Annotated in this window: 5 protein-coding genes; 2 read left to right on the forward strand and 3 right to left on the reverse strand. The window is 45.2% G+C overall.

Annotated elements, in window-relative coordinates; all coding sequences use genetic code 11:
* The first annotated feature begins 46 nt into the window (after nucleotides 1-46).
* Nucleotides 47-478 (forward strand): CobW family GTP-binding protein, encoded by a 432-nt coding sequence (locus C7B77_RS22955; protein WP_106310381.1) that lies wholly within the window; start codon nucleotides 47-49, stop codon nucleotides 476-478.
* A 350-nt stretch (nucleotides 479-828) separates the two neighbouring features.
* On the opposite strand, the gene C7B77_RS22960 is transcribed toward C7B77_RS22955, so the two are convergent.
* Nucleotides 829-1,707, reverse strand: coding sequence for a D-alanyl-D-alanine carboxypeptidase (locus tag C7B77_RS22960; RefSeq protein ID WP_106310384.1), 879 nt, complete (start codon nucleotides 1,705-1,707; stop codon nucleotides 829-831).
* A 257-nt stretch (nucleotides 1,708-1,964) separates the two neighbouring features.
* Between C7B77_RS22960 and C7B77_RS29390 the strand changes: the two genes are divergently transcribed.
* The gene (locus C7B77_RS29390) at nucleotides 1,965-2,186 is read left to right on the forward strand and encodes a hypothetical protein (RefSeq protein WP_146138465.1); all 222 of its coding nucleotides are present in this window, start codon (nucleotides 1,965-1,967) and stop codon (nucleotides 2,184-2,186) included.
* A gap of 54 nt (nucleotides 2,187-2,240) precedes the next feature.
* Here C7B77_RS29390 and C7B77_RS22965 read toward each other — a convergent pair whose 3' ends face one another.
* On the reverse strand, nucleotides 2,241-3,722 hold the full coding sequence (locus C7B77_RS22965) for an AAA family ATPase (RefSeq protein WP_106310387.1): 1,482 nt from the start codon (nucleotides 3,720-3,722) through the stop codon (nucleotides 2,241-2,243).
* 190 nt (nucleotides 3,723-3,912) lie between these two features.
* The coding region (locus C7B77_RS22970; protein WP_245894323.1) for a WD40 repeat domain-containing serine/threonine-protein kinase at nucleotides 3,913-5,395 on the reverse strand (1,483 nt) is incomplete at its 5' end.

The following is a 5,395-nucleotide window of genomic DNA, read 5'->3' on the forward strand; positions in this document are numbered from 1 at the left end:
GAGATGTGTATAAGAGACAGAAAGAGTAAATAAGACGGAAAACTTTTTGCGATCGGTTAAAGAAGGAGCGCGGATTTTGCGCTCGGCACATGGGAATGTACCACTATCTCTACTGCTCGATACTAATCTTTCAGATCCAGACTTTTTCGATCGGGCTATGATGAATATCGAACCGGATTCCCCGCATCTAAATAATGATGGGTTTATGTCGGTATCCTTTCAAAGCAATCGCCCGATCGCACTCAAGAAGTTCCAACAGTTTCTCGATTATCAACTGCCAGAAAATGTATTTCGGGCTAAAGGTATTCTGTGGTTTGATGATAGTCCGCTACGGCATGTATTCCAGCTCAGTGGTAAAAGATTCACGATCGATGATAGTGAATGGGTAACTCCGCAAAAAAATCAGATGGTATTAATCGGGCGCAAACTCGATAAACTTTTTCTACTGCAAAGATTGAATGACTGTTTAGTAAGGTAATAAATATGAACTTTTGCTTGTCATACGGGGGTAAAGAGTTGTTTTTTTCATGAAGTATCGGGGTTTTAATTCTAAGTCTTAATACAGCCAATATTTACCATGAGCATCACAATCTACAACACATTAACTGGATTGGCAAAAGATCGACCTTACTTTCGATCGAAGTTCGGGAGATTGTGATACAAATGCGCTCGACCAATTTAAGACGGCGATCGATCGCATCCGTGATGAACTACTCGTAGTAGTGATTACACCGATCGCTCGACCAGATGGGAACGATCGATTTAAGTAATCAGTTGTTTGTCTGCTCGGTTTGTGGCTGATTGGTTAGTCTGTGGAGCCTCGATCGCTCAACCGCAGTTTTTCACCCGTGCTAGCTCTAAAACCATGTCATCGATCGCGTTAGTCATTACCTTCCCCGATAATCCCGACTGATTGACCATCATGCTAAACACCATTTTGCCGTAATTTGGATTGTCTAGGTATCCAGAGAGCGTTCTTACCCCTTTTAAGGTTCCGGTTTTGGCATGGACTCTACCTAGGAGGAAGGGATCTGTAAGGCGATTGCTTAACGTGCCATTTGTCCCCGCGATCGAGAGCGAATCGTAGAAAATTTTATTTCCGGGTAGATTTGACATTCCCCTAAGCAGATTGACAAAGGTAGTCGCTTCTGCCCGATTGCTACGGGATAAACCCGAACCATCTACCTGAAAATAAGTGTCGGGGTTGACTCCCAAAGGCGCGATGACAGTTTTGATGGCTTGCACTCCACCCATGCGGCTCAGTAGTCGATTTGCTTGTCGGTTATTACTATCGCGGTTCACCAAACTAATCGATCGCAGCCATTCTTCCAGATCGATTGGTGGGAGATTGGGGACATTTTGCACTGCTGCGGCAGTAGTTAGCAGTTTGATATTAGAAGCGGGGATTAGCGATAGATCGGCATTATGTTCGTACAGTGTTTGTCCGGTAGCCAGGGATTGTACCAGTACGCCCCACTGCCCTTTGTCAAAGGTGGGTGCGTTGACGATCGGATCTAATACCGAGTTGAGATTGCTAGGGCAAATATTCGGGCTGTTAGCGATCCGGTTGTGCTGTACCTGGTTTGAGGGTGGATTTAGGGCTGAGGCAGTTCGATCGATCGCGAACGAACTAGCGACGATCGCTAGGGCTACGAGGACTGAGATCGATCGATAAATGTAATATCTAATCCTTTGATTGAGTCGCATCTGTGAGTCTGAATGTTACTACTTAGCGCAATACTGAAGAAAAGTTTCTTAATTTGAAGAAATATAAATTAATCTTACATGTAATTGCGACATTCACCAAATAGATTAGTAACGATGATTATGCGATCGTTTGCCCGAGCAGTCTTGGGTGTAGATCGAGCCAGGGATCGGCGATCCCCGCTGCGAGGCGACAATCATTAACCTCACACCGCAAGATGGCGATAACGCCAAGATCGATAGTTCGATCGCGGATACTTATGCTAAATAATTCCCTGTCGATCGCGATCGACAATTGCGTTTGTTTGATGCTGCAACGTTGGGGAATATATCTGATGGACGCAGATAATCAATTAATAAGTGCGGATGCTAATGGTGTTTCGGATGCTTTTATCGTTGGCGTAGCCTCTCCTTTGGAGACTCGATATCAACAAATTGGTGAATGTGTCGATCCAGTATGGTCGCAAAATTACGAGATTTAGTTTATATAATCAAACAAACCCCGCCATAACAATCTAATTATCAACTCTCAACTCTCAACTCTCAACCTGCTCCAGATCCTCAGCAGTAATTAGTGAAATAGTCCGATCGTCGATGTCTGGGAGCGAATGGACGACGCGATTGGCGTGTCGTTCGATGCTGCGCTCGAAGATCGTGCGGACAAAGCGTCCGTTACCGAAGGTGCGATCGAGCTGATGGCTGTAGGCATCCTCAAAGATGGCTTGCAGAGCCAGACGTGCGGAGAGATCGAGCATGTAGTCGTGTTCGCGACAGAATTTGGCAAAAATCTGAGTTAGTTCGGTAGGTGTATAGCGATCGAGATGAAATTGGCGATGGAACCGCGATTTTAGACCGGGATTGGATTTGAGCAGCTCCACCATTTCGCTACTATAGCCAGCCATAATTACCGCCAACCGATCGCGACTATCTTCCATCCGTTTGAGCAAAATTTGGATCGCTTCGTGCCCGAAATCATTATCGGAATCGCCGACCAAAATATGGGCTTCATCGATAAACAGAACGCCATCGAGAGCGCGCTCGATCGCATCTTCCACCCGCAGCGCGGTTTGACCGATATAGCCGCCAATCAACCCCGCGCGATCTACTTCGATCGTGTGACCGCTTTTGAGACAGCCGAGTTGCTTGTACAACCGCCCCACCAGCCGCGACACCATCGTTTTACCAGTACCGGGAGGGCCGCACAAGCACATGTGCAAAGACGTGTTGACGCGCCCCAGACCGCGTATTTGGCGTTCGGTTTGGACTTTGAGGAAGTTGGAAAAAGTCAGAAATTGCTGTTTGGTACGATCGTGTCCGATTAGTTCGTGGAGATCGGCGAAGACGCGATCGAGAGTATCGTCTTCGGGGGGATAATGCTCGATGCAATTGGCTTGCAATTTTTTATCGGTTTGGCTGGAGCCAGCATTCGGCATCGTTGGCTCGGTGCGAATTGCCTCCGGAATCGTGGCGGGGGTGGCGATGACGATACTATGAACTTTGATTTTGAGCCGATTGTAGACGACCAAACCAAATGCCATTCCTGGCAATAAGATCTCCGCCGCTAATTGCGAGACGCACAGACTATTGAGATAAAATTCGACAAGATCGTTGGTGCGGCGAATTTCTAAAATATCGATCCCATTTGGCTGGTGGATTTGACCGACTATTTGGCCGCTAGCATAGGTAGTCCAATTGCCGTCTTGATTTCGCCTAATCTTAAAAAATCGATCGGAAATTACAAAATCAATAAAGTTATTAACGTCCGAAAGACCCCAGATAATCCCATGTTCGCCATCTACGCCTTCGATTTTTTCTAATACCACATGCATGTGGAAATCTAGGTTTAGATGAAAACAGTTACTATCGAGATAGTTCCACGCCAGCCACGAACCATGCTCGCGCTTATGCTCGAACACATAAGCGTTGTCACTCAACTCTGTCGCATATTCTGAGGAATTACAAATCGACCAGTTATTTCGATTATCTTGGAAATACTCTTCAAAAATAAGATTACTCATCAATTAGTTGATAGTTGATAGTTGACAGTTAACAGTTGATAGTTGATACTTAGCAAGTGATAGTCGATCGTTAAAGTAAATATTTAGATCTTGCTTTAATAATAGCTTGTCTAAGAAACAGGAGATTTCAATCTCTGTTATTTGTCGATCCGATCTTCTTGTAAATTCAATAAAATGGTTATATTCGATCTCAATTATAGACTTTTTTCCAGATCTTGGCAGTTCGATCGCGACTGGCTGTGACAATAGCTCCTCGCGATCGACAAACAGCTACTGCTAAAACTTCAGCTTCATGAGTGGCTAAACATTCAATTTCTCGTCCGGTATCGATTTGCCAAAATTTAAGATTGCCATCCCAACTAGCACTAATTAAAGTATTGTCATTGGCGCAAAAAGCTAGCCCAGAAATCGTCCAGCGATGAGCCGATAAAGTTTGGGTAAGTTGGCGATGCTCTAAATCCCAAATGTGGATCGAACCATCATCGCCAGCAGTAGCGAGTACTTTACCATCGGGACTAAAGGCGAGGGTTTTGACAGCTTGAGTATGCGCGGTCAAAATACTTAGAGGTGTTTTACTATCCATTCCCCATAACATCACCCGTCGATCGCTACTAACACTGGCAAATTTCACTTCGCTGGCGATCGGATTGAAGGCGATCGCATTGACACTTAATTGATGAGTCTCGATCGCAATTAGATTATCGATCGAATGCTCGTCAGTCAAACCTAAATACCAAATTTTTATCGTGCGATCGCGACTTGCCGAGATCAGTAATTTACCATCGGGACTAATTGCCAAACAATTAATCTTGGCTTGCTGACTATCGATCGAGATTAATTCGGCTGCTGTTTTAATATTCCATAACTTAATTAGACTATCCTTGCCACTACTATATAATAATCCCGATTTATGGGGATGAAAAACGATCGTGTCGATCGATTGTTGATGTCCGGTTAAAATCCCCAATCCTTCACCTGTATCGATGTTCCACAAGCGAATCGTGGTATCTTCACTACCCGTCGCCACGATCGGCAGATCGGGACTAATCGCGATCGTTTTAATTGCGGCAAATAAACCAGCATGTCCGGTTAAAATATGACAACATTCCCAACTCGGCAGCGTCGGTACGAGTGCCGGATAACAATCGCGGATAGCCACCATCATCTCTCGCGCCGAACTAAATCGTAAATCGGGATCTAACTCGATCGCGCGATCGAGAATCGCGGCTAATTGACGAATATTAATTCTCGAAGTCGTCCGCTCTATTTGCCAATAATCTTGCCATACCCAACAGCGATTGGCAGTATCGAAAAGTTGAAATGGCCTAGTGCCAGTAAGTAGATAAATAGCAATCAGTCCAATACTATAAAGATCGGATCGATCGCTAAATTTCCTATTGAGAACTTCCGGCGCGCTAAATTCGGGGTCGGCACGCAAATCGTCAGCGGGTAATATTTGCACCCGCACCGGATGTTCGGCAACAATTACTACGCGATCGGGTGTGATTTGGCCGTGAATTTCGGAGGTATTTATTCGCGTTTGTAATAATGCTAATAAGATCTCGATCGTCCGTTCGACGGGGATAATTCGATCGCTTTGGACGATTTGGGAAAGAGTGCGATCGGGCAAAGTCGCTGTGACGAGATCGGGCATTATTTTGGTGTCAGATAAG

This window comes from Chamaesiphon polymorphus CCALA 037 (assembly GCF_003003845.1).
Taxonomy (GTDB): domain Bacteria; phylum Cyanobacteriota; class Cyanobacteriia; order Cyanobacteriales; family Chamaesiphonaceae; genus Chamaesiphon; species Chamaesiphon polymorphus.